The organism is Streptococcus infantis (genome assembly GCF_000960085.1).
GTDB lineage: Bacteria > Bacillota > Bacilli > Lactobacillales > Streptococcaceae > Streptococcus > Streptococcus infantis_C.
The window spans coordinates 70,379-96,892 of record NZ_JYGT01000003.1; the positions used below are offsets into that span (position 1 = coordinate 70,379).

Here is a 26,514-nt window from a genome sequence, read left to right on the forward strand (position 1 = left end):
TTGTTATGATACAATGGTGGCAAATTTTACTTCTCACTCTGTACTCAGCCTATCAAATCTGTGATGAGTTGACGATCGTTTCTTCTGCAGGTTCCCCTGTATTCGCTGGTTTCATTACTGGTTTAGTCATGGGAAATTTGGCAACTGGTTTGCTTATCGGTGGTAGCTTGCAGTTATTCGTACTTGGGGTAGGTACCTTCGGTGGTGCTTCTCGTATCGACGCAACTTCTGGTGCGGTTCTTGCGACAGCTTTCTCAGTTTCACAAGGTATCGAAACAGATCTTGCGATCACTACAATCGCTGTACCAGTAGCGGCACTTTTGACTTATTTCGACGTACTTGGTCGTATGACTACTACATTCTTCGCACACCGTATTGATGCTGCGATCGAACGCTTTGACTATGCAGCAATCGAACGCAACTACCTTCTTGGTGCAGTTCCTTGGGCTCTTTCTCGTGCCCTTCCAGTATTCTTCGCCCTTGCTTTCGGTGGAGAATTCGTACAAGGTGTTGTAAACTTTGTTAAAGAATACCAATGGATTGCTGACGGTTTGACTCTTGCAGGTCGTATGCTTCCAGGTCTTGGATTCGCTATCTTGCTTCGTTACCTTCCAGTTAAACGTAACCTTCACTACCTTGCTATGGGATTCGGTTTGACAGCTATGCTGACTGTACTTTACTCATACGTAACAGGTCTTGGTGGAGCAGTTGCTGGTATCATTGGCACTCTTCCTGCTGACGTTGCTGAAAAAATTGGCTTTGCAAACAACTTCAAAGGATTGTCTATGATTGGTATCTCTATCGTGGGTATCTTCCTTGCGGTTGTTCACTTCAAGAACAGCCAGAAAGTTGCTGTAGCAGCACCTTCTACACCATCAGAAAGTGGGGAAATTGAAGATGACGAATTCTAATTACAAATTAACAAAAGAAGATTTTAATCAAATTAACAAACGTAGCTTGTTCACTTTCCAATTGGGATGGAACTACGAACGTATGCAAGCATCAGGTTACCTTTACATGATCTTGCCACAATTGCGTAAAATGTACGGAGATGGAACTCCTGAGTTGAAAGAAATGATGAAAGTTCATACTCAATTCTTCAACACTTCACCATTCTTCCACACAATCATCGCTGGTTTTGACCTTGCCATGGAAGAAAAAGATGGCGTTGGTTCAAAAGATGCGGTTAACGGTATCAAGACAGGTTTGATGGGACCATTCGCTCCTCTTGGAGATACTATCTTTGGTTCACTTGTTCCTGCTATCATGGGATCTATCGCTGCAACAATGGCTATCGCTGGTCAACCTTGGGGTATCTTACTTTGGATCGCAGTTGCAGTAGCTTATGACATCTTCCGTTGGAAGCAGTTGGAATTTGCCTACAAAGAAGGGGTTAACCTTATCAACAACATGCAAAGTACTTTGACAGCTTTGATTGAAGCTGCATCTGTACTTGGTGTATTCATGATGGGTGCTCTTGTAGCAACAATGATCAACTTTGATATTTCTTACAAATTGCCAATCGGTGAAAAGATGATTGACTTCCAAGACATCTTGAACTCAATCTTCCCACGTTTGCTTCCAGCAATCTTCACTGCCTTCATCTTCTGGTTGCTTGGTAAGAAAGGTATGAACTCTACAAAAGCTATCGGTATCATTATTGTGCTTGCCTTGGCTCTTTCTGCCTTTGGTAAATTTGCACTTGGAATGGGCGCATAATTTATGACTAAATCATTGATTTTAGTGAGCCACGGTCGTTTCTGTGAAGAACTTAAAGGTAGCACAGAAATGATTATGGGACCACAAGATAACATTCATGCGGTAGCTCTTCTTCCAGAAGATGGACCAGAAGAATTTACTGCAAAGTTTGAAGCTGCTGTTGAAGGTTTGGATGATTTCCTAGTCTTTGCAGATCTTCTTGGTGGAACACCATGTAACGTGGTGAGCCGTCTGATTATGGAAGGTCGCGACATTGATCTTTATGCAGGAATGAACCTTCCAATGGTTATTGAGTTTATCAATGCAAGCCTAACGGGCATCGATGCAGACTACAAGAGTCGTGCGTCAGAAAGCATTGTAAAAGTTAATGATTTATTGGCTAGCTTCGATGACGATGAAGATGAATAAGATGTCAAAAACCATCTTATAGAAAATAGACATGGGAATGGGAGCGGCTCCCATTCCCATGTTTTCAATCAAGAAACAATATTAGATTAGAGGTTTTCAATGCTAGATTATACAAAAGAAGATTTGCTTGAGTTGGGAGCAGAGATCACCACACGTGAAATTTACCAACAACCAGATGTTTGGAAGGAAGCTTTTGAATCCTATCAAGCTCGCCGTGATGAAATTGCAGCTTTCTTACAGGGAATTGCTGACAGACATGACTACATCAAGGTTATCCTGACTGGTGCTGGAACTTCTGCTTATGTAGGTGATACTCTCGTTCCTTACTTCAAGGAAGTTTATGATGAACGTAAATGGAATTTTAATGCTATTGCGACAACTGATATCGTAGCAAACCCACAAACTTATTTGAAAAAAGATGTGGCGACTGTTTTGGTATCATTCGCGCGTAGCGGGAACTCACCTGAGAGTGTGGCAACAGTTGACTTGGCCAAGGCCTTGGTTGATGAACTTTATCAAGTAACTATCACATGTGCGGCTGAAGGGAAATTGGCTCTCCAAGCGCATGGTGATGACCGCAACCTCTTGTTGCTACAACCAGCTGCGTCTAATGATGCTGGCTTTGCTATGACTTCAAGCTTCACTTCAATGATGTTGACAGCACTTTTGGTATTTGATCCAACAGAATTTGCAGTTAAAGCTGAACGTTTTGAAGTGCTATCTAGTTTAGCTCGTAAAGTCCTTGATAATGTAGCAGATGTCAAAGAGTTGGTAGACCTAGACTTTAACCGAGTGATTTACCTAGGTGCAGGCCCATTCTTCGGACTTGCTCACGAAGCCCAGCTTAAAATTTTGGAATTGACTGCTGGTCAGGTTGCGACTATGTATGAAAGTCCAGTTGGCTTCCGTCATGGTCCAAAATCTCTGATCAATGAAGATACAGTTGTTTTGGTCTTTGGTACTACAACAGACTATACTCGTAAGTATGACTTAGACTTGGTTCGTGAAGTTGCAGGTGACAAAATTGCTCGTCGCGTTGTTCTCTTGAGCGATCAAGCCTTTGGACTTGAAAATGTTAAGGAAGTAGCACTTGGCTGTGGTGGCGTTTTGAATGATGTTTACCGTGTCTTCCCTTATATCGTTTACGGTCAGTTATTTGCTCTCTTGACTTCACTTAAAGTTGGTAACAGACCAGATACACCATCACCTACAGGTACAGTTAACCGTGTCGTTCAAGGTGTCATTATTCACGAATTTAAACAGTAAGGAGAGAAGGATGAAAGCATACACAGAACGTGTATTTGGGAAAGTTGATGGCAAGGATGTCTTCGCTTACCGTTTTGAAACGGAGGCAGGCTACCAACTAGAAATCATGACCTATGGTGCAACGGTTCTACGCTATGTAACTCCTGATAAGGCTGGTAATTTTGCCAATGTTATCCTAGGCTTTGATGATTTTGACAGCTATGTAGGTAACAGTCCTAAACATGGAGCGAGTGTAGGTCCAGTTGCAGGTCGTATCGCAGGTGCGACATTCGAATTGAATGGGAAAACCTATGACCTCGAAGTCAACAACGCTAGCAACTGTAACCATAGCGGCTCTACAGGTTGGGATTCTAGTTTGTTTGAGCTAGTTGAGATGAGTGACCATGGCTTGACTCTTTACACAGAAAGAACAGACGGTACAGGAGGTTTTCCTGGAAATCTTAAAATCTGGATTAGCTACCACTTGGAAGAAAATGGTGCTTACGAAGTTAGTTACAAGGTGACGACGGACCAAGATACTTTGGTTAATCCGACCAACCATAGCTACTTTAACCTGTCTGGTGATTTCACTCAAACGGTTGACCGCCATGTTTTCCAACTGAATACAGAGGGTATTTATCCAATTGCTCCTGACGGCGTGCCCGCTAAAACTCCAGATGCTAATCGTGATGTGGTCAAGCATATCTACAATGGAGCTTTGCTTAAGGATATTTTTGCAGAAGATGATGAGCAAATTCAGCTCGTATCTGGTTTGGATCATCCATTTGCTCTTCCTGCAGGACATGATAATGCTGGTTTCCTCTATGACCAAGGTTCAGGTCGCTTCTTACTCTTTAAAACAGAAGCTCCTTGCTTTGTAGTCTACACAGCAAACTTTGTCGATGAGAGTGTCATCATCGCTGGTCAACCAATGATTCAACATAATGGGATTGCTCTTGAGGCGCAAGCTTTACCAGATGCTATTCATAGTGATCTGAAAGATCAAGTCATCCTCAAAGCAGGTGAAACCTTCACAAGCAAAACACGTTACGAAATTGTCGTTAAATAAAAAAATTCTCTGGAATCATACGATTTCAGAGAATTTTTTATTATTCTTCATCTTCATCTGGTGTGAGAATCATCGGGATGATGATTGGTTCACGTTCAGTGTTTTCGTAAAGGAATGGTCGAATAGCATTGACAATGGCGCCATTGACAGACTGAATGCTGGCATCTTTGTTTTTCAAAGCGATACGAATAGCATTGAAAAGGATACGTTGACTTTGACGAATCAAATCACCAGACTCACGCATATAGACAAAACCACGGCTGAGAATATCAGGCCCAGATAGAATCATCTGAGATTTGAAGTCAACGGTTGCGACAGCAAGTACAACACCATCTTCCGATAGATCGCGACGATCTTTTAGGACTGCTGCACCGATTTCACCGATACGATTACCATCGACGTAGATATCCTGAGCATTGAAATGTCCTGCGATACGAGCAGAATCTGCAGTGAGAGCAAGCACATCACCATTGCTCATGATAAAGATGTTGTCCTTTTCTACTCCAGTGTCTACAGCTAGTCCAGCGTGGACTTTCTGCATACGGTATTCACCGTGAACAGGCATGAAGTATTTTGGCTTGATGAGGCGGAGCATGAGTTTTTGCTCTTGTTGACCACCGTGTCCAGATGTATGGATATTGTTAATCTTACCATGGATAACTTCAACCCCAGCTTCAGAAATGATGTTAATCAATTTGTTAACGCTAGTGGTATTTCCTGGAATTGGGCTTGATGAGAAGATAACAGTATCACCGGGTTGGAGTTGCACCTGACGGTGGGTTCCATTAGCGATACGTGAGAGAGCGGCCATAGGCTCACCCTGACTTCCCGTACAAAGGATAAGAATCTCACTTGCTGGGTAGTCTTTAATTTCATTTGGCTCGATGAAGGTTCCCTTAGGAGCTTTGATGTAGCCAAGTTCAATCCCATTGACAATGGCCTTCTCCATAGAGCGCCCAAAGACTGCGATTTTACGACCAGTCTTAACAGCAGCTTCTGTTGCTTGTTGGAGACGGAATATATTTGAGGCAAAGGATGCAAAGATAATCCGTCCTTCGATACCTTCGATAATCTTCATGATAGACTGACCAACGACTTTTTCAGAGTTTGTAAAGGTTGGCACTTCAGCATTTGTCGAGTCAGAGAGTAGGCAAAGCACTCCGTCCTCGCCTAAAGCTGCCATACGGTGCAAGTCTGCAGGTTCACCAACTGGTGTAAAGTCAAACTTGAAGTCACCCGTACAAACGATTTTCCCTTGAGGTGTGTGAATAACGATACCCAAAGGCTCTGGAATCGAGTGGGTTGTTCTAAAGAAGGTTGCCTTAAGATTTTTAAAGGTCAACTCAGTATTGTGGTTGATTTCGTGAAGTGTAGCGTTGCGCAAAAGTCCGTGCTCTTCGAGTTTGCCACGGATCAAGGCAAGAGCTAGAGGTCCTGCATAGATAGGGATATTTGCTTGCTTGAGCAAGAACGGAATCCCTCCGATATGGTCCTCGTGTCCGTGGGTAATCAAGAGAGCCTTGACGCGGTCGATATTTTCGACAATATAAGAGTAATCAGGGATAACGTAGTCGATACCAAGAAGATCATCCTCAGGGAATTTAATCCCTGCATCAACGATGATGATTTCGTCTTGGTATTCGATTCCGTATGTGTTTTTACCGATTTCTCCTAGACCACCAATGGCAAAAACGCCTACTTCTTCTGGTTTAAGAGTATAGGCCATATTAGAACTCCGTAACTTCGAATGCGCCAGTTTCTTTTTCGTAGTCAAGTAGTTTGTCAGATAAGAGTTCGATGTATTCTACGTTATATTCTGGGCGGTTTTTTTCAACAAGTTCACGGGCAATAATGCGTCCTTCAAGTTCTGAACTAGCATCGATGTCTAAGTAAAGTGAGCGTGTTGTTTCACGACGTGGGCTACGGTCTTTTGTTTCTTGATAAAAAACTTTGTAAATCATGTGTTTCCTTTCTGTTTTCAGGTCAGCTGTATTCAAAAAATTACCAGCTTGAAGCTGTTTGTTTCCATTTCATTTTCTGCCTGTATTGACCTTGATTCGTTACAATTATCTCAATTATAACATAAAAAGGGGAATTAGTAAAAGCAGGAAACATGAAAGTAAGGAGCTTGAAATGCGTTTCATTTTACCTTGTATAAGTATTTGAAGACATCAGATGCAAGTGCTATAATAAAGTTAGAAAAGAGATTTTTCCTTATGAAGGAGGGCAGGATATGTTTCAACTAGCTATTATCATTCGTCTTCTGGCCTTTTCGGTATTCGTTGCCTGTGTTTACGGAGGAAATGTTTTGTATACTCGGCTAGAGTATCGGAAAGCCAAACTCATTTGGAAGATTGGCTTCGTGACTCTGTATTCGTTTTTCCTTCTTCTTGTGACCTATGTGGTCTGGTTTGTGTTTTACTTTGGTTTGAATTCTTGAGTGCTTGTCCTGTCTGCTTGGCAGGACAATTTTGTTTCAGGGCAAAGAAAATTCCCATGCGGGGGCTTTTGTAGTATAATAGTAAACAGACAAAAAGATAGGAATGTGTTATGAAAGTATTAGCCTTTGATACATCTAGCAAGGCTCTGTCTCTAGCCATTTTAGAGGACAAGCAGCTCCTTGCCGAGACCACGATTAATATCAAGAAAAATCACAGCATTACCCTTATGCCTGCCATTGATTTTTTGATGGCCAGTCTAGATTTGACACCAAAGGACTTGGATCGAATCGTAGTGGCAGAGGGGCCAGGTAGCTACACAGGTTTGCGAATCGCAGTAGCGACTGCCAAGACTTTGGCTCATACTCTGAACATCGAGTTAGTTGGGATGTCTAGCCTTTTAGCCCTAGCGCCGAGCCAGCAGGAAGGTTTGGTTGTTCCTTTGATGGATGCACGTCGTAACAATGTTTATGCAGGGTTTTATGAAAATGCCCAACCTGTCCTTCCCGAAGCCCACTTGTCTTTTGCGGAAGTTTTAGAGCAAGTCAAGGATGCTGAACAGGTAACCTTTGTCGGAGAAGTGGGAGCCTTTGCTGAGCAAATCCAAGAGCGTTTACCAGAGGCTAGCTACCAAGAAACCTTGCCAAATGCAGCGAATCTAGCCCTCTGGGCTTGGGATAAGGAAGCAGACTCCTTGCATGACTTTGTGCCAAATTACCTCAAGCGTGTAGAAGCTGAGGAAAACTGGCTCAAGAATCACACCGAGTCTGGAGAATCTTACATCAAACGCCTATGATAGAAATCAAACGAATCCAACAGCAACCTGACTTGGCTCAATCCATCTATGCTGTTATGGCAGATGTTTATCCAGTCAGTCCTTGGACTTTGAAACAAATCCAAGCAGACCTGTCTCAAGATCAGAACTGGTATGCTCTGGCATATGATGGGGCAGAAGTGATTGGATTTCTAGCTGTTCAGGAAAATTTATTTGAAGCAGAAGTCTTGCAAATTGCTGTCAAGAAAGCTTATCAGGGACAGGGAATTGCGTCAGCCTTATTTGCTCAATTACCGACGGACAAGGAGATTTTTCTCGAAGTCAGAAAGTCAAATCAACGAGCACAAGCATTTTACAAGAAAGAAAAAATGGCGGTCATCGCTGAGAGAAAGGCCTACTACCATGATCCAGTTGAGGATGCCATTATCATGAAGAGAGAAATAGATGAAGGATAGATATATTTTAGCATTTGAGACATCCTGTGATGAGACCAGTGTCGCCGTCTTAAAAAACGACGATGAGCTCTTGTCCAACGTCATTGCTAGTCAAATTGAAAGTCACAAGCGCTTTGGTGGTGTAGTGCCAGAAGTAGCCAGTCGTCACCATGTCGAAGTTATCACAGCTTGTATCGAGGAGGCGCTGGCAGAAGCAGGGATTACCGAAGAGGACGTGACAGCTGTTGCCGTTACGTATGGACCAGGCTTGGTCGGAGCCTTGCTAGTTGGTTTGTCAGCTGCCAAGGCCTTTGCTTGGGCTCACGGACTTCCACTGATTCCCGTTAACCACATGGCTGGTCACCTCATGGCAGCTCAAAGTGTCGAGACTTTGGAGTTTCCCTTGCTAGCCCTTTTAGTCAGTGGTGGGCACACAGAGTTGGTCTATGTGTCTGAGGCTGGTAATTACAAGATCGTTGGTGAAACTCGAGATGATGCGGTTGGAGAGGCCTATGATAAGGTCGGTCGTGTCATGGGCTTGACCTATCCTGCCGGTCGTGAGATTGACGAGCTAGCTCATCAGGGGCAGGATATTTATGATTTCCCTCGTGCCATGATTAAAGAAGATAATCTGGAGTTTTCATTCTCAGGGTTGAAGTCTGCCTTTATCAATCTCCACCACAATGCTGAGCAAAAGGGAGAAAACTTGTCCACTGAGGATTTGTGCGCTTCCTTCCAAGCAGCAGTTATGGATATTCTCATGGCAAAAACCAAGAAAGCCTTGGAGAAATATCCTGTTAAAACTCTAGTTGTGGCTGGTGGTGTAGCGGCTAATAAAGGTCTTAGAGAACGTTTGGCGGCTGAAATCACCGATGTCAAGGTTATCATTCCACCTCTACGTCTTTGCGGAGACAATGCAGGAATGATTGCCTATGCTAGCGTTAGCGAGTGGAACAAAGAAAACTTTGCAGGCTTGGAGCTAAATGCCAAACCAAGCCTCGCTTTTGATACTATGGAATAAAGAGTTAGCTCAGTGTTAACTCTTTTATCTTGGACAAATGCCGGAACTTTTTAGTATAGTAGAAATATGAGATTTAAAAAAATAATGAGTATAGCACTTGCTCTAGTGGTATTGTTGCTGTCTCTAATGGTTTTCCAGATGTTTCAAAAGACGCAATTGATCATATTTGACTCTATTTCACTTAACATGCCTGTCGAATCTGTTGAAAAAGTGTTTGGAAAACCTAATGAGATAGTAGAAGAAACAGAAACAGGCTATCACAATCCTTGGCGTGCAAAAGATCCCTATCTCTTTAAAACTGGGCGCCTTTTCTACGACTATGAAAATTTTAAATGGAAAGGTTATAGTGGTCGCGTGACCTTTACTTTTTCAAAATCACATCGTTTACAAGGGGCGTCGGTTTATTTCCCTGTAGCTTCTAAAGCTCAACAGAAAGAAGTGCTTTATAAGATAACCCAAGATATGAAAGCAGAAATTGAAGCTCTTCCAGATTACCAGTCCATGACCACTGATACGGTAGGGCTCTATGATGACGGTTATCGCTACAAGGTTAAACTGAAAGGGCAAAAGAGAGAGCTCTGGATTGATGTCTATCCTACAAAATATGAGGATGAGGATAATCCTGAGAACAACCAATATAATATTCGCATCGATCAATCTCGATGGTAGTCGCCCTAGGGTTCTTGTTTTGAACGCTTTGTGACAATAGAATGATGTATTTGTAAGAATGAGGAGGTTTATGAAAGAAAAAGGATTTTGGGAGGGAGTACAGGCTGCGATGCCGACCGCTTTAGGCTATGTCAGCATCGGACTTGCTTGTGGGATTATCGGGGCTCCATATGTAACCCCTGTAGAGATGGGCTTGATGAGTCTCTTTGTTTATGCTGGAAGTGCCCAGTTCGCTATGATAGCCTTGATAGCAGTTCAAGCGCCTGTGGCAGCCATTGCTATGACGGTCTTTTTGATTAATCTGCGTCTCTTTTTATTGAGTTTGCATGCGTCGACCTATTTCCGTCATACTAGTCTCTGGCATAATATCGGAATGTCTAGCCTCTTGACGGATGAGACATACGGGGTCTTGATGGGAGAGCTGATTCATAGGGACAAGGTCAATCCTATGTGGATGCACGGAAACAACCTTAACAGCTATCTAGCTTGGTTTGTGGGGACAGTTGTCGGAACTGCCTTAGGTGGCCTTTTGCCAAATCCTGAGATTTTCGGTCTTGACTTTGCCCTAGTCGGAATGTTTATTGGAATTTTTACATCTCAGTTTCAGATTATGCAAAGAAGAATTCCCTTGCGCAACCTCTTTATCATTTTAGGAGTTGTCGCCCTTTCCTTCTTTATACTCTTGACAGTGGTATCTCAATCGCTAGCGGTCCTACTTGCGACACTGCTTGGATGTACAATGGGGGTGGTCTTAGATGGTCAGTAAGTATCTTTTGTTAGCCGTTATTTTTTCTGGCCTAGTGACTTGGATTCCACGAGTGATTCCCTTTGTCTTGGTCAAGTATAAGGGCTTGCCTGCTATCGTTGAGCGTTTTTTGAAATTTCTACCTGTATCTATTATCTTTGCCTTGATTTTATCAAGTGTGGCAACAGGTAAGGTCGGTAATTTTCCTCAAATCAAATGGTTAGACTTGATAGTAGTCTTTCCAACAGCCTTTGTCGCCTTCCGTTACCGCAATTTGGTAGGTACGGTTCTTTTTGGAGTGGTCTTAATTGCTACCTTACGTTTTATCTTTTAAATCAGCTATAAAGAAAACTTATGGCAGAGATAGAAATCATATAATAGCGTAATTGCTTTTTTTCTGTTAAGATTAGACTATATTCTATTTTGGAGGAAATATTATGAAGAAAATTATTAAATATTCATCGCTTGCTGCTCTTGGGCTTGTTGCCGCAGGTGTATTGGCAGCTTGCTCAGGTGGTGAAAAGAAAGATGCTACATCTAGTGAAGCAACATCTACAACATCTGGTAAAAAAGAAATCGTCGTAGCAACTAACGCGTCCCCAAAACCATTTAACTATGAAGAAAATGGTGAATTGACTGGTTACGAAATTGAGCTTATTCGTGCTATCTTTAAAGACTCAGACAAGTATACTGTCAAGTTTGAAAAGACAGAATGGTCAGGTATCTTTGCAGGCCTTGATGCAGATCGTTATCAAATGGCAGTTAACAACATCAGCTACACTAAAGAACGTGCAGAAAAATACCTTTACGCAGCACCAACTGCTAAAAACCCTAACGTTCTTGTTGTGAAGAAGGACGACACTAGCATCAAGTCTCTTGATGATATCGGTGGAAAATCTACTGAAGTCGTTCAAGGAACAACCTCAGCTAAACAATTGGAAGAATACAACAAACAACACGCAGATAACCCAACTGTCCTTAACTACACGAAAGCTGACTTCCAACAAATCATGTCTCGTTTGAGTGATGGACAATTTGACTACAAGATTTTTGATAAAATCGGTGTAGAGACAGTTATCAAAAACCAAGGTTTGGATAACTTGAAAGTCATCGAACTTCCAAGCGACCAACAACCTTATGTTTACCCACTTCTTGCCAAAGGTCAAGATGAGTTGAAGGCATTTGTGGACAAACGCATCCAAGAACTATATAAAGATGGAACCCTTGAAAAACTATCTCAACAGTTCTTTGGTGGTTCTTACCTGCCAGCAGAAGCTGACATTAAATAAGTTTGTAAATCATCCATTCTCTGGTAGATGGATGGTTTTCCATTCTGTAGACATATAGTTTTAAACTATATGTCTGCCTATCTTAAAACAATTTGCGAAATCAAATAAAGTATGAGATACTATTACGGTATTATTTTTAAAGGAGAAAGAATCATGAAAATTAAAAAATGGTTAGGCGTAGCAGCCCTTGCTACAGTAGCAGGCCTTACACTTGCAGCTTGCGGAAATTCAGAAAAGAAAGCAGACAACGGAACAGTTGTCAAAATCGCAACAGTTAACCGTAGTGGATCAGAAGAAGCACGTTGGGATAAAATCCAAGAATTAGTTGAAAAAGACGGAATCAAATTGGAATTCACAGAGTTTACAGACTACTCACAACCAAACAAGGCAACTGCTGATGGCGAAGTAGACTTGAACGCTTTCCAACACTACAACTTCTTGAACAACTGGAACAAAGAAAACGGAAAAGATCTTGTAGCGATTGCAGATACTTATATCTCACCAATCCGCCTTTACTCAGGTAAAAACGGAGAAGAAAACAAGTACACTAAAGTGGAAGAAATTCCAGATAACGGTGAAATCGCAGTACCAAACGATGCTACAAACGAAAGTCGTGCGCTTTACCTTCTTCAATCAGCTGGTTTGATTAAATTGGATGTTTCAGGAACAGAACTTGCTACAGTTGCAAATGTCAAAGAAAATCCAAAGAACTTGAAAATCACTGAGTTGGACGCTAGCCAAACAGCTCGTTCATTGACATCAGTTGATGCAGCTGTTGTCAACAACACTTTTGTTACAGAAGCAAAATTGGACTACAAGAAAGCACTCTTTAAAGAGCAAGCTGACGAAAACTCAAAACAATGGTACAACATCATCGTTGCGAAAAAAGATTGGGAATCATCACCTAAAGCTGATGCAATCAAGAAAATTATCGCAGCTTACCACACTGATGAAGTGAAAAAAGTTATCGAAGAAACTTCAGACGGCTTAGATCAACCAGTTTGGTAATAAACACAGGGAGGTGGGAGAGATTTTTTCCACCTCTTGCTTTTATATAGAGCCTCAAGCAAATGAACATCCGCTTGTATTTGCTCAAAGGTACAAGCCCTAGTAGAAAGGTAAATAGAAAATGGTTTTTTCTAGCCCGCAAGAACAAATTGAAAAGTTTGAAAAGGATCATGTAGCACAACATTATTTTGAGGTTTTGCGTACCTTGATTTCTAAAAAATCAGTCTTTGCCCAACAAGTCGGCCTGAAAGAGGTGGCTCGTTATCTAGGTGAGATTTTTAAACGTGTTGGCGCAGAAGTTGAGATTGACGAGAGCTATACAGCGCCTTTTGTCATGGCACATTTCAAAAGTTCACGACCAAATGCCAAGACTATCATTTTCTACAACCACTATGACACAGTACCAGCAGATGGTGATCAAGTTTGGACCGAGGATCCTTTTACACTCTCTGTGCGTGATGGCATTATGTATGGGCGCGGGGTTGATGATGACAAGGGGCATATCACTGCTCGCTTGAGCGCTCTGAGAAAATATATGCAACATCACGATGATCTTCCAGTCAATATCAGCTTCATTATGGAAGGGGCAGAGGAATCGGCCTCTATGGATTTGGATAAATATTTAGAAAAACATGCGGACAAACTCCGAGGTGCAGATTTATTAGTCTGGGAACAAGGAACAAAGAATGCCTTAGAACAGTTAGAAATCTCTGGTGGAAACAAGGGAATTGTGACCTTTGATGCCGAGGTTAAGAGTGCCGATGTGGATATCCATTCTAGCTATGGTGGAGTCATCGAATCAGCTCCATGGTATCTCATTCAAGCTTTGACAAGTCTTCGCGCTGCCGACGGCCGTATTTTGGTAGAAGGCTTGTACGATGATGTGCAGGAGCCGAACGAACGTGAGTTAGCCTTGGTTGAAACCTATGCCCAACGCAATCCAGAGGAAATCAGCCAGATTTATGGCTTGGAATTGCCACTTTTACAAGAGGAACGTACCGCCTTTCTAAAACGTTTCTTTTTTGAGCCAGCGCTCAATATCGAAGGGATTCAGTCAGGCTATCAAGGTCAAGGAGTTAAAACGATTCTACCAGCAGAAGCTAGCGCTAAGCTAGAAGTCCGTTTGGTTCCTGGCTTAGATCCACATGATGTTTTAGAGAAAATTCGGAAACAACTAGACAAAAACGGTTTTGATAAGGTAGAATTGTACTATACTTTGGGTGAGATGAGCTATCGAAGTGACATGAGTGCGCCGTCCATCCTCAATTTGATTGAGCTGGCCAAGAAATTCTATCCACAGGGCGTATCTGTCTTGCCAACAACGGCTGGTACAGGTCCCATGCATACGGTATTTGATGCCTTAGAAGTACCTATGGTTGCCTTTGGTCTAGGAAATGCCAATAGCCGAGACCACGGTGGAGATGAAAATGTGCGAATCGCCGATTATTACACCCATATTGAATTAGTAGAGGAGCTGATTAGAAGTTATGAGTAGAGACATTATCAAATTAGACCAGATTGATGTGACTTTCCACCAAAAGAAAAGAACCATCACAGCGGTCAAGGATGTGACCATTCACATCCAAGAAGGGGATATCTATGGAATCGTAGGATATTCTGGAGCAGGGAAATCAACCCTGGTTCGTGTTATTAATCTTTTGCAAAAACCATCTGCAGGTCGAATCACTGTAGATGATGATGTGATTTTTGATGGTAAAGAAACCTTAACTGCCGGGCAATTACGTCGTAAGCGTCAAGATATCGGGATGATTTTCCAACACTTTAACCTTATGAGTCAGAAGACAGCAGAGGAAAACGTAGCTTTTGCCCTCAAACACTCTGGCCTTAGTGAGAAAGACAAGAAGGCTAAAGTAGCTAAGTTATTGGATTTGGTTGGTCTTGCAGATCGTGCCGAAAACTATCCTTCACAATTATCTGGAGGTCAAAAACAACGTGTGGCTATTGCGCGTGCCTTGGCCAATGATCCAAAAATCTTGATTTCAGACGAGTCAACTTCAGCTCTTGATCCAAAGACAACGAAACAAATCTTGTCACTCTTGCAAGAATTGAACCGTAAACTAGGTTTGACCATTGTCCTGATTACACACGAGATGCAGATTGTCAAAGATATTGCTAACCGTGTGGCAGTCATGCAGGATGGTCGTCTGATTGAAGAGGGTAGCGTTCTTGAAATCTTCTCATATCCTAAGCAACCATTGACCCAGGACTTTATCTCAACGGCGACAGGTATCGATGAAGCTATGGTCAAGATTGAAAAGCAAGAAATCGTAGAGCACTTATCTGAAAATAGCATTTTGGTACAACTCAAGTATGCAGGCGCTTCTACAGATGAGCCACTTTTGAATGAATTGTACAAACATTACCAAGTAACAGCCAATATTCTTTATGGAAATATTGAAATTTTGGATGGCACTCCTGTTGGTGAACTTGTGGTTGTCTTGTCAGGGGAAAAAGAAGCCTTGGCAAGTGCTCAAGATGCCATTCGTCAAGCTGGTGTGCAACTAAAAGTATTGAAGGGAGGATAGTAAGATGGCAGAATTGATTAAAGCATACTTACCAAATGTCTATAAGATGGGTTGGTCTGGGCAAGCTGGTTGGGGAACAGCAATCTACTTAACCCTTTATATGACGGTTCTTTCCTTTATCATCGGAGGTTTCCTAGGGTTGGTTGCAGGGCTTTTCCTTGTCCTGACAGCTCCAGGTGGTGTCTTGGAAAATAAAGTTGTTTTCTGGATTTTAGACAAGATCACGTCAATCTTTCGTGCGGTGCCATTCATCATTCTCTTGGCTGTCTTGTCACCCTTCTCTCATCTAATCGTAGGGACAAGTATCGGACCAAATGCGGCTATTGTACCCCTATCTTTTGCAGTCTTTGCCTTCTTTGCTCGTCAGGTGCAAGTAGTCTTGGCAGAGCTTGACGGAGGTGTTATCGAGGCAGCTCAAGCCAGTGGAGCTACATTCTGGGATATCGTGGGTGTTTACCTATCAGAAGGTCTACCAGACTTGATTCGTGTGACAACTATAACCTTGATTTCCCTTGTCGGTGAAACAGCTATGGCGGGAGCGGTCGGAGCAGGTGGTATCGGTAACGTAGCTATCGCTTATGGATTTAACCGTTTCAATCATGATGTAACAGTCCTTGCGACTCTCATCATAATCTTGATTATCTTTACAATTCAATTCTTAGGAGACTTCTTGACTAAGAAATTAAGTCATAAATAAAAAAAGGGCCATTTGGCTCTTTTTTATTATCTAACTTTTATGTGTAAACTTCTTACTAAGTGCTTGTCCGATAAGGGCACCGACTAGAGCGCCGATAAGGACGCTTGCTACAAAGAGAAGGATAGTACCAGGGTTAGGCGCGACCATGATGCGGTTGATATAGTCCTGAGATTTTCCACGAGCTACGAGGGTTGCTATATAAGCCTGAGGAGTTAACCACATAAGTAGGATAGGGCCAGTAGTACCAAAAGCAAAAACTAGGAAGGAAAGAAGATTTTTGACCTTATCCTTGTATTGGCCTAGGTAGGCGATACCATCCGCTGCAAGACCGCAGATGATTCCTGGTAGAAAGGCTCCGGCACCATGCTTGCTCCCGAGGAAAAAGAGAGAAATCATAAGTCCAATCGTTGTAATCGCTCCAGAGCGAGGCACTTTTTCTAAAAGGATTATATAGACGCTACCGCCTACAAGAGCAGAAAAGGCAGGGGCGTAAAACATATTTCCAGTATGGTCAACAAGGCTTCCTAGTAGAACCCCCACCCCAATACAGAGAAAGTAGACAAGGGCAGCCACAAGAGTTGTCAAGATATTCTTTTTCATAAATTCTCCTTCGTATATCTGATGGTTTTCATTGTACCATGCCTTACTTAGATTGTAAATGCAGGTAGAGAATAGGTATTTAGCAAAAGTGATGAAAAGTATGCCCGGATAGAGCTATTTCTTTGTTCCTCATACTGTCGCAATTCCCTCATTTATGGTAAAATAGGACTATTAAGTTATAAAGAGGATTCCCTATGAAATTACAAAAACCAAAAGGAACGCAGGATATTTTACCTGCTGAGTCTGCCAAGTGGCAGTATGTTGAAGGATTTGCGCGTGAAATCTTCAAACGCTACAACTATGCAGAAGTACGTACTCCTATTTTCGAGCACTACGAAGTCATTAGTCGTTCTGTTGGGGACACAACTGATATCGTAACCAAGGAAATGTACGATTTTTATGACAAGGGCGATCGTCATATTACCCTCCGTCCAGAGGGAACAGCACCAGTCGTTCGTTCTTATGTGGAAAATAAACTCTTCGCACCAGAAGTTCAAAAACCAAGTAAGTTCTACTACATGGGTCCAATGTTCCGCTATGAGCGCCCACAAGCAGGTCGCTTGCGTCAATTCCACCAGATTGGTGTGGAGTGCTTTGGATCTAGCAATCCAGCCACAGATGTAGAAACGATCGCTATGGCAGCCCACTTCTTGAAAGCAATCGGTGTTCAAGGTGTGAAATTACACCTTAATACTCTCGGAAATCCTGAGAGTCGTGCGGCTTACCGTCAAGCCTTGATTGATTATTTGACACCGCTCAAGGAGACCTTGTCTAAGGATAGCCAGCGTCGCTTGGAGGAAAATCCTCTCCGTGTCTTGGACTCTAAGGAGAAAGAAGACAAGGTGGCAGTGGAGAATGCACCGTCTATCTTGGATTTCCTTGATGAGGAAAGCCAAGCCCACTTTGATGCTGTTCGTCAAATGTTGAAAAATCTTGGAGTAGACTATATCATCGATACCAACATGGTGCGTGGTTTGGACTACTATAACCACACGATTTTTGAGTTTATTACAGAGATCGAAGGTAATGAATTAACAGTTTGTGCAGGTGGTCGTTATGATGGCTTGGTTGCCTACTTTGGTGGCCCTGAAACTGCTGGTTTTGGATTTGGACTTGGGGTGGAGCGTCTTCTTCTAGTCCTTGAAAAACAAGGTGTGGCACTGCCTATCGAAAATGCTCTAGATGTCTATATCGCAGTCTTGGGTGACGGAGCAAATATCAAGGCTCTAGAGTTGGTACAAGCACTTCGCCAGCAAGGTTTCAAAGTAGAACGAGATTACCTTAACCGCAAACTCAAAGCCCAGTTCAAGTCAGCTGACGTTTTTGCTGCTAAGACTCTTATCACTCTTGGAGAGAGCGAAGTCGAAAGCGGACAAGTAACAGTCAAGAACAATCAAACCCGAGAAGAAGTTCAAGTTTCACTTGAAACTATTAGCAAAGATTTCTCAGAAGTATTTGGAAATTTAGTATAAAAGAAACAAGAAAAAGCTAGGAAAATTTCCTAGTTTTTTTGAATAAAAAGTACCAAAAAGACACAGAATTTAGAAAAAATTTTTATATGAGGAATAATAGTTGGATAAATAAAAATTTCGGTTAAAATTTATTGACTTTCGCCCTCTATCACTGTATTATTGAATAGTATAGAATAAATATTTTGCGCCCTAAAACAGGGAGTCTAAGGATATTTATGCATAATTCAAATCTTATAAAGAGATGATGGCTAAATGAGAGTTTGGAGAAAAAGAAAATGAACATTAGAAAATCAACAAAATATTCACTGTTGACAATTGGGATTTTAACGACCGTCCAATTAGGTCAAGTGCATGTTAAAGCTGATACAACTGATTTTTCAAATAACACAGTTGTTCAAAATCAGGATGAAAAAGCAACTTCATTAAATAAGAACACAAATCAAAAGAGTGAAGCCACTGCTAATGATAAGAAAGAGCCGGTTGCTAATGAGGAAAAGCCTGCAGCTTTAACGCCGGAAAACTCTACTTCTACAACGGAAGTGACAGAAAAGGAAGCAGACAAGTCTCCTGCTGAGAAGGAAGTTGCTGAAGAAAAACCAGTAGCAGAACAACCAAAAGCGGAACAACCTGTCCAAGAGCAATCAACAAATGAGCAGCCAAAAGCAGAACAGCCTAAGGTAGAAAAAACAGCAGCTGAACCAACACCTGAAGAAGAACTTAAAAAGTTGTTAGAGACGCCTCAAGAGGGTGTAACGGCTCCTAAAGAGCAACCGACAACTCCTAAAGATGAATCAACAACTCCTAAAGTTCGTCGTAGAAGAGCTGCATCTAACGATACGAAAGTATATGAAGATGCAACATATGGTAAATATGTAAAAGCTACAGATTTCGGATTAGATACGACTGGTAAGGTTGAAGCAAGTGATGCTCTTCAAAAAGCTCTGAAAGCAGCCAATGAGGTTGAGGGTGGAGCTTCCGTAATGGTTTCAGGGAATGTCCTTTTGAAGAAAACCTTGGTTATCGATGAGAACTATGCTAATGTAAAAGGTTTGATTGGTAGTGGTCCAAGTCGTAACAATACAAAAATCGTGTTTAACAAAAAGCAAGATGGCGAGCACGATCCAGAAACAAACTTGACGGATAACCGTTACGAGTCTGCAATCCTCATTCAAAATCAGAATAACTTTACTGTAGGTCGCTTAACGGTTGAGCATGCCTATGATTCATCAGACTACACTAAAGATAATGAGTTTTACCGTAAAGGTAAATCTTACTTTGGACGTTCAAACGGTATCTATGTAAACGATTCTTCAAATGTTACGATTAATGATGTTCGTGCCATGAAATTCAACAGAGCCGGTGTCTTCTTTAGTTCAAGTAAGGCAACAGCGCAAGAGTATGATAGCAATGGAAGACCAATCCGTTATAGTAGTATCTCTGAAAAAGTTTCAAACGAAGTCAAGTCTATCGGAGATCCAGATGTTCCAATCATGGACGGTAACAAGGTAACCAACTCTTTCCTTCACAATAACCGTGTTGCTGGAGTTATGTTCGGTTATCAACGTAATTTTGTTGTAGACAATAATATTTTGTCATACAACGGTCACGTTTTGGACGGTGGTACCGGATATGGTGCAGCCTCAATGGCTGGTTCTTACAATGATGGTATTACCTATACTGGAAACTATACCAACTACAACTACCGTAAAGGATTGGATATCCATGATGGGAATAAGATCCTCATCGAAAACAACGTTTCACTCGGAGACCGTTTGAATGGTATCGAGGTCTATAACCGTGCTAATCCGATGACAGATGTCATTATTCGTAACAATAAGGTAACACAGGATCCAAACTCTAAGTTGGAAAACGATGATGATGATCCAGCTCGTTACCGTGGTTACACAGCTATCTCTATCCTGACAAACGAGAAAAACCACAAGTGGACAAAACCTCTTGAAAAAGGTCGTTACGTTATTTCAAATAATACCATTGAAGGTTTGACAAAACCATTTGAAAATGGACAACTAGGAACGTTTGGTATCCTCTTTAGAAATAACGAAAGTTCAAATGACTATAGCCTAAACATCGAAGGAAACACCATTACTGGTGATTCAACAGACTATATCATCTCTGTTAACAACAATACTGCTCAAGCATCTAGAGGTGTTGAAGGTGGCGGTTCAGGTGACATTACTATTTCAAGAAACAAGATTGAAGTAGATGACATCAAGCAGTTACCGATTTACATCAATGATGATACAACTTATGTAGCAAGTGTTATTGACCGTACAACTGGTAAACGTGTCAACAAGGTTACAAAAGTACCGTTTACTAAAACTAGAGGAAGCATTAACATTGATAACAATGAGTTGACCGTTTCTAAGATTAAATCTAGATGGAAAAACGCGGTTGCGATTGAAAGTACAAACGCAGCTTCGATTGATGTCAATAGCAATACTTTCAAGTATAAAGACAATGAGCCATGGCAACGTTATGATGTCACTCGTAAAACAGACGGAGCAGTTATCAAGGACTTGATGCAAGCTTTCTTTGGTATCAACCGTCTCAACGATAGTGTTAAAGTAACAGCGACAGACAACAAATTCATTGCAGACACACCAAACAAAAATGGTTTCTTTAGACTATACAATGGTGAGTGGGTGAACTTGAATGCCAAGAATAAGAATGTCTTCCTTGGTCGTAATACTCTAGATGGCAAGCCATTAGCTCCAGTAGATATCGTTGGTGACAAAACGGTTGAAACACTTCGTACAACAACAACTACAGAGTACATCATCGAAACTCGTGAGACAGATGAACTTCCTATCGGATTTAAAGAAACCGTACAAAAAGGTGTTCCTGGTAAGAAAGTTAATGTTTATAAGATTACCAAGGTTGGTAATACAGTCGTAGGTCGTCAGATTGAATCTGAAGAAGTAATTCAAGAACCAACAAGAGAAATCGTCTTGATTGGTACAGCAACAGAAACATTTGAAACTGTTACTGAGAAAGAAACTGTTGAATTCGAAACAGAAATTAGAACGGATCCAACAAAACCAAAGACTTATCTATTTGAAAATCAAGCAGGTAAGAATGGTTCTGTTGAAAAGACTTACCAAATCAGAAAACTGAATGGTAAGGAAGCAGGTAAGACCCTGACGTCTGAAACAGTGATTGACCAACCAGTCAAACGCATTATCACTGTTGGTAGTGCAGTTGAAAAAGTAGAATACACTACTGAGGTTAAGGATGTTGACTTTGAAACTGTCATCGAATACGACTACACGAAACCAAAAGGCTACGAAGAAGTTCGTCAAGAAGGCGAAAAAGGCCGTATTGAAAGTCAATACAAATTGACCTACCTCAACGATGAACTTGTTGACCGTACCTTGGTCAATGAAAATACTCTCAAAGAGAAGAAGGACAAGATCGTCGTTAAAGGTCTAGGTGTGGTTGTATCAATCAGATCCGTAGTTGTTGTCGAAGAAAAAGACTTCAACAAGGTTATTGAAAAAGATGAAACCCAACCAGAAGGCTACAGCAAGATCACTCAAGTCGGATCTCCTGGTACCATCACAACAACTTATGAAGTTACCTATGAGGACGATGTCGAAGTTTCTCGTAAGGAAATCTCAAAAGTCGAAAATCCAAAAGCTGTTGATGAAATCACAGTAATTGGTACTTCTAAGATGACAGAACGTACTTTGGATGAGCAGGTTGATGTTCCATTCAAGACAGTTTATGTTTCTGACAATACACTTCCAGCAGGAGAAAGTGTTGTCGACGAAGAAGGAAGTCCTGGACAAATTATCCGTACTTTCTTGGTAAGCTATCGAAATGGTAAAGAAATCGGTCGTACCATCGTTTCTGAACACCAAATTAAAGATGCTGTCAACCGTGTCGTTCGTGTCGGAAATGCGACACCTATCGTGGAAACAACTGAGCTTGTAGATGAGACAGAGTCAATCGATTACAATACTTTCAAAGAGTTTTCAGACCAACTTCCTGCAGGAACAACCAAAGTTATCCAGGCAGGTAAGAAGGGGCAGAAAACAAATCGCTACTCTGTAACGAAAGTAAATGGCGAAGAGACATCTCGTACATTTGTAGAATCTAACATCACTACAGATCCAGTGGATGAAATCATCCAAGTCGGAACTCGTGTCAAAGAAATTAGAGAAGCAAGCGAGACAAGCCCGATTCCATTTGCCGTTAAGGTTCGTAAAGACACTACGAAGCCAATTGGCTATAGAGTGACTGAAGTAGAAGGACAAGACGGTGAGAAGTCAGATCTCTATAAAGTAACCTACATTAATGGTACCGAAACAAAACGTGAACATCTCAAGACAACAGTCGTTAGAGAAGCTGTTGACAAGGTGATTGTCGAAGGTGCTGGTGTAGAACGTGCCCTCTTTGAAATTCAAGAAGAAAAGATTACAAGCACAACTGAGTACCGCAATGATGACACTCTTCCAGAAGGTGAAACGAAGGTTACCCAAGTTGGTGAAGAAGGACTTCTTCGTAAGACGATTGAAAAACGATACTTCAATGATGAATTGCGTTCTACGAAATTAGTAGACAGCAAACTAATCAAAGAAGCAACTCCAACTATCATCTTAGTAGGTACAAAACACGTGCCAACTATCAAGGTAGAACAGGATACTCAAACTGAGAAGATTGCCTATAAGACTCAAAAGATTGAGGATCCAGACCTACCAAAAGGTCAAACTAAGGTAGTTCAAGTGGGTCGAACTGGTCTCATTGAAAAAGTTTACCAATTGACTTACAAAGATGGAATCTTGATTAAGACAGACTTAATCAGCAGTAAGGAAGTTCAAAAAGTTCAAGATGAGATTATCCATATCGGTACTCAAGTCACTGAAACTAAGGAAATCAGCACAACAAGTCCAATTCCATACAATGTTATTATTCGTAAGGATAAGACCAAGCCAGTTGGTTACAGCCTTGTTGAAGTAGAGGGTCAAGAAGGAACACAAACAGACTACTATCAAGTAACTTACGTCAATGGTAAAGAAACGAAACGTGAGCACCTCAGAACGGACATTACTGTTCAGCCTGTCAATAAAGTCCTAGTTGAAGGTTCTGGTATTGAACGTACAATCTTCGAAATTCAAGAAGAGAGAATCACAAGTCCAACGGAGTTCCGTAACGACGATACTCTGCCAGAAGGTGAAACGAAAATCATCCAAGAAGGTCAAGATGGACTGATCCATAAGACTATTGAAAAGCAATACTTCAATGATGAAGAGCGTTCTTCAAAATTAATTGAAAGCAAGGTTGTCAGAGAAGCAGTTCCAACCATCATTTTAGTAGGAACAAAACATGTTCCAAATATTAAAGTAAAACAGGATACACGAATCGAAGAGACTAACTTTAGAACTGTTACTGTCATTGATGAAAACTTACCGAAGGGTGAACGTAAGCTTGTTCAAGAAGGTCGTCCTGGTCAAGTAGAAAAAGTTTATCAGCTAACATATAAGGATGGAGTTTTGGTCAAGACTGATTTGATTAGCGTCAAGGAGTTGAGTCCAGCACTCGAACAAATTATCCATATCGGTTCTCAAGTTACTGAAACCAAGGAAATCAGCACAACAAGTGCAATTCCTTACAATATCATCGTTCGTGAGGATAAGTCTAAGCCTGTTACTTACCGTTTGGTCGAAGTAGAAGGCCGAGAAGGAACACAAACAGACTACTATCAAGTAACCTATGTCAATGGTAAAGAAACTCAACGTGAGTATCTAAGAACAGTTATCACAACTCAACCTGTCAACCAAGTTGTTATAGTTGGTGCTGGAGTTGAGCGTACAGTCTTGGTAACTGAGGATGAAGTTATTACTCATGAAACTGAATATCGCAATGACGATAGCTTGCCAGAAGGTGAAACTAGAGTCTTCCAAGAAGGCCAAGATGGACTCATCCATAAGACTTTTGAAAAATACTACTTCAATGATGAAGAACGTTCTGCAACATTGGTTGATACGAAAGTAATCCGAAAAGCAGTAAATCGTGTTATTTTAGTAGGAACAAAACGAGTTCCTACTATTACAACAGAAGAACTCATCCAAGTAGAAGAAATAGCCTTTGAGAAACAAACAGTTGAAAATGCAGAGTTAGCAAAAGGAACTGTTAATGTTTTACAAGAAGGTAAAGCAGGTAAACGACAAGATGTGTATCGCTTAACGTTGCAGGATGGAGTTGTGATCAAGAAAGAATTGATTCGCTCAGAAATCCTAGAAGAACCACAAGCAGAAATCACTGAGATCGGAACTAAGTATGTTTCTTCTATTACAGTGGAAGAAAACATCCAAATAGAAGAAATCGACTTTGCAAAGCAAACAGTTGAAAATCCTAAGCTTGCTAAAGGCATACAAGTTCTTCTACAAAAAGGAAAACCAGGGAAACGTCAGTATATTTATCGTGTGACTCTTCAGGATGGAGTTGTGATCAAGAAAGAGTTGATTCGCTCAGAAGTCCTTGAAGAACCACAAGTAGAAATTACTGAGATTGGAACACTGGTTGAACAACCAAGGCAAGAACCTTCAGCGCCAGCTGATAGCATCATCCCAACAGTTCCATCTCCTAAACAGGAGGAGCTGAAGCCATTGGCAGTTCCGGCTCAAGAGCCTCAAACAGCTGAGGCACCAGTGGTCCAAGATAATTTCTTGCCAGAGACTGGCCAACAGTCGAACTGGTGGTTAAGTCTTATTGGAATTCTGATGATGTTCTTAACATTTATTGGTCTTAAAAATAAAAAAGACGATTTTTAAAGACAATTATTGTATAAAAAATACAATGAAAAACTAAAAACTGAATATTTTTATAAAAAAACTGAAAAAAAGTCGAAAAAAGACTTGCCAGTATATTCTAAAAATGCTATGATATATCTGATTAAATTAAAGGAGTTTATGTGATGAAGATTTCACAAAAGAGCGTTACACGCATCTTAGCGTTTGTAAGTATCTTTGTACTTTCATTGACATCATTGACGACAGTCTTTGGTGCTGAAGTAACAAACTATACTAACAACACTACAATTACCCTCAATGGTAAAGCTATTACTGCTGATACAAAAGTAGGTAGAGGCCAAGCCATGGAAGCTACAAACAGCATTAGTTTCCCAGATTCTCAAGCAATCAATGCAGGTGATACACTTGTTCTTGACTTGCCAAAAGAATTGAACTGGCCAGTTAAGTCAGAATTCCCAATCAAAAACGGTTCTGAAATCATTGGTAATGCAGTTGCTGACCCAGCTACTGGTAAAACAACAGTAACCTTCACTGACTATTTCTCTAAAAACCCACAAAACAAGAGAATGTCATTGAAATATGATATTGTTATTAATGCGGCGAATGTTACTAAGTCAGGACCACAAACATTTAAGTATGGTGAGCAAACTTATAATTTGACATATGATCCAGATTCTACTGCAATTGGTCAATACGAGTACAAGTATGGATACCAAGACCCACAAAATCCTAAACGTATCAAGTGGAAAGTTATCTTGAACGCTGCTCAAGACAAATTGAACAAGATGGTTATCACAGATGAGCTTGCTGACGGACAAGTATTGGTAAAAGGAAGCCTTCGTGCTGTACGTTACGCTCGACAACCTAAAGCTATCGAAAGTGAAGAGCAACTTACAAAACTTGACCCAACTGACAACTTCACTAAGAAAGCTGAGTATACTACGAACGCTGCAGGTCAAATCACTGGTTTCACGATCAACTTTGGTGACAACTGGAACTGGCCAATGTACTTGGAGTACACTACTGAGTTGACTGAAGCTAAGAAAAAAGGTGATGTAGTTAACAACGTCATCAAGTGGAAAGCTGAAAACTTCCCTAACGAACGTAGCTATCCTGCTAAGACACTCATCTACACTGCGTCTGGTGAAGGTGAAGGGGAAACTACAACAACTACAACAACTACAACAACAACAACTACAACAACTACAACAACAGAAGCTCCTACAACGACAGAAGCTCCTACAACGACAGAAGCTCCTACAACAACAGAAGCTCCTACAACAACAGAAGCTCCTACAACGACAGAAGCTCCTACAACGACAGAAGCTCCTACAACAACAGAAGCTCCTACAACAACAGAAGCTCCTACAACGACAGAAGCTCCTACAACAACAGAAGCTCCTACAACGACAGAAGCTCCTACAACAACAGAAGCTCCTACAACGACAGAAGCTCCTACAACAACAGAAGCTCCTACAACAACAGAAGCTCCTACAACAACAGAAGCTCCTACAACAACAGAAGCTCCTACAACAACAGAAGCTCCTACAACAACAGAAGCTCCTACAACAACAGAAGCTCCTACAACAACAGAAGCTCCTACAAC

The 26,514-nt window shown here is 41.3% G+C and carries 23 protein-coding genes; 20 read left to right on the forward strand and 3 right to left on the reverse strand.

Annotated features, from left to right (window positions below):
* The first annotated feature begins 5 nt into the window (after window positions 1-5).
* The 5 genes from TZ94_RS00975 (at window position 6) to TZ94_RS00995 (ending at window position 4,441) form a co-directional block, all read left to right on the forward strand.
* Entirely contained in the window at window positions 6-911 is a 906-nt protein-coding gene (locus TZ94_RS00975) for a PTS mannose/fructose/sorbose/N-acetylgalactosamine transporter subunit IIC (RefSeq protein ID WP_045613337.1), read from the forward strand.
* Window positions 898-1,719, forward strand: a complete 822-nt coding sequence (locus tag TZ94_RS00980) for a PTS system mannose/fructose/sorbose family transporter subunit IID (RefSeq protein WP_045613340.1) — start codon at window positions 898-900, stop codon at window positions 1,717-1,719. Before TZ94_RS00975 ends, TZ94_RS00980 begins: the two co-directional genes overlap by 14 nt.
* A gap of 3 nt (window positions 1,720-1,722) precedes the next feature.
* Window positions 1,723-2,127: a PTS sugar transporter subunit IIA gene (locus TZ94_RS00985; RefSeq protein WP_045613342.1), complete on the forward strand. Its 405-nt coding sequence runs from the start codon at window positions 1,723-1,725 to the stop codon at window positions 2,125-2,127.
* A 99-nt stretch (window positions 2,128-2,226) separates the two neighbouring features.
* Window positions 2,227-3,393 (forward strand): SIS domain-containing protein, encoded by a 1,167-nt coding sequence (locus TZ94_RS00990; RefSeq protein WP_045613344.1) that lies wholly within the window; start codon window positions 2,227-2,229, stop codon window positions 3,391-3,393.
* A 10-nt stretch (window positions 3,394-3,403) separates the two neighbouring features.
* On the forward strand, window positions 3,404-4,441 hold the full coding sequence (locus TZ94_RS00995) for an aldose epimerase family protein (RefSeq protein WP_045613346.1): 1,038 nt from the start codon (window positions 3,404-3,406) through the stop codon (window positions 4,439-4,441).
* 40 nt (window positions 4,442-4,481) lie between these two features.
* Here the strand turns inward: TZ94_RS00995 and rnjA are convergent, their stop codons facing one another.
* Window positions 4,482-6,167, reverse strand: a complete 1,686-nt coding sequence (gene rnjA / locus TZ94_RS01000; protein WP_045613348.1) for a ribonuclease J1 — start codon at window positions 6,165-6,167, stop codon at window positions 4,482-4,484.
* A gap of 1 nt (window position 6,168) precedes the next feature.
* Complete coding sequence (locus TZ94_RS01005) at window positions 6,169-6,402, reverse strand: DNA-dependent RNA polymerase subunit epsilon (protein WP_016466408.1); 234 nt, start codon at window positions 6,400-6,402, stop codon at window positions 6,169-6,171.
* Between the two features lie 272 nt (window positions 6,403-6,674).
* Between TZ94_RS01005 and TZ94_RS01010 the strand changes: the two genes are divergently transcribed.
* The 12 genes from TZ94_RS01010 to TZ94_RS01065 all read left to right on the forward strand — a co-directional run bounded on the left by TZ94_RS01010 (window position 6,675) and on the right by TZ94_RS01065 (window position 16,063).
* Window positions 6,675-6,881 carry a hypothetical protein gene (locus TZ94_RS01010; protein ID WP_045613349.1) on the forward strand — a complete coding sequence of 69 codons (207 nt, stop codon included), beginning with the start codon at window positions 6,675-6,677 and terminating at the stop codon, window positions 6,879-6,881.
* A 110-nt stretch (window positions 6,882-6,991) separates the two neighbouring features.
* Window positions 6,992-7,675: a tRNA (adenosine(37)-N6)-threonylcarbamoyltransferase complex dimerization subunit type 1 TsaB gene (gene tsaB / locus TZ94_RS01015; protein WP_045613351.1), complete on the forward strand. Its 684-nt coding sequence runs from the start codon at window positions 6,992-6,994 to the stop codon at window positions 7,673-7,675.
* Window positions 7,672-8,109 (forward strand): ribosomal protein S18-alanine N-acetyltransferase, encoded by a 438-nt coding sequence (gene rimI / locus TZ94_RS01020; protein ID WP_045613353.1) that lies wholly within the window; start codon window positions 7,672-7,674, stop codon window positions 8,107-8,109. Before tsaB ends, rimI begins: the two co-directional genes overlap by 4 nt.
* Window positions 8,099-9,109 carry a tRNA (adenosine(37)-N6)-threonylcarbamoyltransferase complex transferase subunit TsaD gene (gene tsaD / locus TZ94_RS01025; RefSeq protein WP_045613356.1) on the forward strand — a complete coding sequence of 337 codons (1,011 nt, stop codon included), beginning with the start codon at window positions 8,099-8,101 and terminating at the stop codon, window positions 9,107-9,109. Before rimI ends, tsaD begins: the two co-directional genes overlap by 11 nt.
* A gap of 66 nt (window positions 9,110-9,175) precedes the next feature.
* A complete protein-coding gene (locus TZ94_RS01030) occupies window positions 9,176-9,778 on the forward strand; it encodes a hypothetical protein (RefSeq protein WP_045613358.1) in 603 nt (200 codons plus the stop codon).
* A 70-nt stretch (window positions 9,779-9,848) separates the two neighbouring features.
* Entirely contained in the window at window positions 9,849-10,544 is a 696-nt protein-coding gene (locus TZ94_RS01035; protein WP_142321328.1) for an AzlC family ABC transporter permease, read from the forward strand.
* Complete coding sequence (locus TZ94_RS01040) at window positions 10,534-10,857, forward strand: AzlD domain-containing protein (protein WP_045613360.1); 324 nt, start codon at window positions 10,534-10,536, stop codon at window positions 10,855-10,857. Before TZ94_RS01035 ends, TZ94_RS01040 begins: the two co-directional genes overlap by 11 nt.
* A gap of 103 nt (window positions 10,858-10,960) precedes the next feature.
* Complete coding sequence (locus tag TZ94_RS01045) at window positions 10,961-11,812, forward strand: amino acid ABC transporter substrate-binding protein (RefSeq protein ID WP_045613362.1); 852 nt, start codon at window positions 10,961-10,963, stop codon at window positions 11,810-11,812.
* A 153-nt stretch (window positions 11,813-11,965) separates the two neighbouring features.
* Complete coding sequence (locus TZ94_RS01050) at window positions 11,966-12,820, forward strand: MetQ/NlpA family ABC transporter substrate-binding protein (protein WP_045613364.1); 855 nt, start codon at window positions 11,966-11,968, stop codon at window positions 12,818-12,820.
* 121 nt (window positions 12,821-12,941) lie between these two features.
* Window positions 12,942-14,315 carry a M20 family metallopeptidase gene (locus tag TZ94_RS01055; protein ID WP_045613367.1) on the forward strand — a complete coding sequence of 458 codons (1,374 nt, stop codon included), beginning with the start codon at window positions 12,942-12,944 and terminating at the stop codon, window positions 14,313-14,315.
* Window positions 14,308-15,366, forward strand: a complete 1,059-nt coding sequence (locus TZ94_RS01060; protein WP_045613369.1) for a methionine ABC transporter ATP-binding protein — start codon at window positions 14,308-14,310, stop codon at window positions 15,364-15,366. The genes TZ94_RS01055 and TZ94_RS01060 overlap by 8 nt, the downstream gene beginning before the upstream one ends.
* Window positions 15,367-15,370: 4 nt before the next feature.
* Window positions 15,371-16,063 carry a methionine ABC transporter permease gene (locus TZ94_RS01065; protein ID WP_045613371.1) on the forward strand — a complete coding sequence of 231 codons (693 nt, stop codon included), beginning with the start codon at window positions 15,371-15,373 and terminating at the stop codon, window positions 16,061-16,063.
* 30 nt (window positions 16,064-16,093) lie between these two features.
* Here TZ94_RS01065 and TZ94_RS01070 read toward each other — a convergent pair whose 3' ends face one another.
* On the reverse strand, window positions 16,094-16,663 hold the full coding sequence (locus tag TZ94_RS01070) for an MptD family putative ECF transporter S component (protein WP_045613372.1): 570 nt from the start codon (window positions 16,661-16,663) through the stop codon (window positions 16,094-16,096).
* Between the two features lie 194 nt (window positions 16,664-16,857).
* Between TZ94_RS01070 and hisS the strand changes: the two genes are divergently transcribed.
* The 3 genes from hisS to TZ94_RS09650 all read left to right on the forward strand — a co-directional run.
* Entirely contained in the window at window positions 16,858-18,135 is a 1,278-nt protein-coding gene (gene hisS, locus TZ94_RS01075) for a histidine--tRNA ligase (RefSeq protein ID WP_045613374.1), read from the forward strand.
* Window positions 18,136-18,410: 275 nt separating this feature from the next.
* The gene (locus tag TZ94_RS01080) at window positions 18,411-24,929 is read left to right on the forward strand and encodes a G5 domain-containing protein (RefSeq protein ID WP_045613376.1); all 6,519 of its coding nucleotides are present in this window, start codon (window positions 18,411-18,413) and stop codon (window positions 24,927-24,929) included.
* Window positions 24,930-25,072: 143 nt separating this feature from the next.
* A partial coding sequence (locus TZ94_RS09650; protein ID WP_045613378.1) for an Ig-like domain-containing protein occupies window positions 25,073-26,514 on the forward strand: 1,442 nt, incomplete at its 3' end.

What these genes read in the sequence shown, in the direction of transcription:
- TZ94_RS00975 (WP_045613337.1), top strand. Translation starts at nt 6, where the DNA reads ATGATACAATGGTGGCAAATTTTACTTCTCACTCTGTACTCAGCCTAT.
- hisS (WP_045613374.1), top strand. Translation starts at nt 16,858, where the DNA reads ATGAAATTACAAAAACCAAAAGGAACGCAGGATATTTTACCTGCTGAG.
- rimI (WP_045613353.1), top strand. Translation starts at nt 7,672, where the DNA reads ATGATAGAAATCAAACGAATCCAACAGCAACCTGACTTGGCTCAATCC.
- TZ94_RS00985 (WP_045613342.1), top strand. Translation starts at nt 1,723, where the DNA reads ATGACTAAATCATTGATTTTAGTGAGCCACGGTCGTTTCTGTGAAGAA.
- TZ94_RS01060 (WP_045613369.1), top strand. Translation starts at nt 14,308, where the DNA reads ATGAGTAGAGACATTATCAAATTAGACCAGATTGATGTGACTTTCCAC.
- TZ94_RS00980 (WP_045613340.1), top strand. Translation starts at nt 898, where the DNA reads ATGACGAATTCTAATTACAAATTAACAAAAGAAGATTTTAATCAAATT.
- TZ94_RS01030 (WP_045613358.1), top strand. Translation starts at nt 9,176, where the DNA reads ATGAGATTTAAAAAAATAATGAGTATAGCACTTGCTCTAGTGGTATTG.
- TZ94_RS01055 (WP_045613367.1), top strand. Translation starts at nt 12,942, where the DNA reads ATGGTTTTTTCTAGCCCGCAAGAACAAATTGAAAAGTTTGAAAAGGAT.
- TZ94_RS01080 (WP_045613376.1), top strand. Translation starts at nt 18,411, where the DNA reads ATGAACATTAGAAAATCAACAAAATATTCACTGTTGACAATTGGGATT.
- TZ94_RS01005 (WP_016466408.1), bottom strand. Translation starts at nt 6,402, where the DNA reads ATGATTTACAAAGTTTTTTATCAAGAAACAAAAGACCGTAGCCCACGT.
- TZ94_RS01065 (WP_045613371.1), top strand. Translation starts at nt 15,371, where the DNA reads ATGGCAGAATTGATTAAAGCATACTTACCAAATGTCTATAAGATGGGT.
- TZ94_RS01010 (WP_045613349.1), top strand. Translation starts at nt 6,675, where the DNA reads ATGTTTCAACTAGCTATTATCATTCGTCTTCTGGCCTTTTCGGTATTC.
- TZ94_RS01070 (WP_045613372.1), bottom strand. Translation starts at nt 16,663, where the DNA reads ATGAAAAAGAATATCTTGACAACTCTTGTGGCTGCCCTTGTCTACTTT.
- TZ94_RS01035 (WP_142321328.1), top strand. Translation starts at nt 9,849, where the DNA reads ATGAAAGAAAAAGGATTTTGGGAGGGAGTACAGGCTGCGATGCCGACC.
- TZ94_RS01050 (WP_045613364.1), top strand. Translation starts at nt 11,966, where the DNA reads ATGAAAATTAAAAAATGGTTAGGCGTAGCAGCCCTTGCTACAGTAGCA.
- TZ94_RS00990 (WP_045613344.1), top strand. Translation starts at nt 2,227, where the DNA reads ATGCTAGATTATACAAAAGAAGATTTGCTTGAGTTGGGAGCAGAGATC.
- TZ94_RS01040 (WP_045613360.1), top strand. Translation starts at nt 10,534, where the DNA reads ATGGTCAGTAAGTATCTTTTGTTAGCCGTTATTTTTTCTGGCCTAGTG.
- TZ94_RS00995 (WP_045613346.1), top strand. Translation starts at nt 3,404, where the DNA reads ATGAAAGCATACACAGAACGTGTATTTGGGAAAGTTGATGGCAAGGAT.
- TZ94_RS01045 (WP_045613362.1), top strand. Translation starts at nt 10,961, where the DNA reads ATGAAGAAAATTATTAAATATTCATCGCTTGCTGCTCTTGGGCTTGTT.
- rnjA (WP_045613348.1), bottom strand. Translation starts at nt 6,167, where the DNA reads ATGGCCTATACTCTTAAACCAGAAGAAGTAGGCGTTTTTGCCATTGGT.
- tsaB (WP_045613351.1), top strand. Translation starts at nt 6,992, where the DNA reads ATGAAAGTATTAGCCTTTGATACATCTAGCAAGGCTCTGTCTCTAGCC.
- tsaD (WP_045613356.1), top strand. Translation starts at nt 8,099, where the DNA reads ATGAAGGATAGATATATTTTAGCATTTGAGACATCCTGTGATGAGACC.